This is a genomic window from Streptomyces sp. IBSBF 3136 (assembly GCF_036815105.1).
GTDB lineage: Bacteria > Actinomycetota > Actinomycetes > Streptomycetales > Streptomycetaceae > Streptomyces.
In genome coordinates, this window is the sequence record NZ_JAJSZC010000462.1 from 365 (window position 1) to 1,134 (window position 770).

Genomic DNA, 770 nt, shown 5'->3' on the forward strand with positions numbered 1-770 from the left:
AGCCCGAGGCCGAGACGGTCGCGCCCGCGGCTGAGCCTGAGCCGGTGGTTGAGGCAGACGCCAAGGTTGAGGTCGTCGAGCCAGTGGCCGAGGTCGAGCCCGAGCTGGTAGCCGAGGCAGACGCCAAGGCGGAGGTCACCGAGCCGAAGCCCGAGGCCGAGACGGTCGCGCCCGCGGCTGAGCCTGAGCCGGTGGTTGAGGCGAAGCCCGCTGCTGCGGCGGAGCCCGAGCCCGAGGCCGTCGAGCCGGTGACAGAGGCGGAGCCCAAGGCCGAGGCCGTCGAGCCGGAGCCGGCGGCTGAGCCGGTGGCCGAGGTCGCCGAGCCCGCGGCGGAGCCCGAGCCCGAGGTCGTCAAGCCGGTGACCGAGGCGGAGCCCAAGGCCGAGGCCGTCGAGCCGGAGCCGGTGGCTGTGGCGGCTGAGCCGGTGACCGAGGTCGCCGAACCCGCGGCGGAGCCGGAGCCGGTGGCTGAGGCTGACGCCAAGGCCGAGGCTGTGGAGCCGGAGCCGGTGGCTGAGGCTGAGGCTGAGGCTGGCGCTGAGGCAGACACAGACTCAGACGCAGGCGCAGAGGCAAAGCCCGCGGCAGAGCCCGTCGCTGAGCTCGCTGCCGAGGCAACGACCGAGCCGGAGCCGGCAGCGGCCGAGGCGCCGCAGGCCGCCGACGGCGAGGACGCCCCACAGGGGCCACCCGCAGCCGACGACGAGACCCGCACGGGCGGTGCGGGTGGGAACGACTCCGCCGAAGGCGAAGCCGAGGCGGAGTCGTTC

Annotated in this window: 1 pseudogene; it reads left to right on the plus strand. The window is 75.3% G+C overall.

The annotated features are described in order from the left end of the window. Positions 1-44 precede the first annotated feature (44 nt). Positions 45-770 (plus strand): annotated as a pseudogene (locus V7E45_RS40205) (VWA domain-containing protein); the annotation flags it as partial.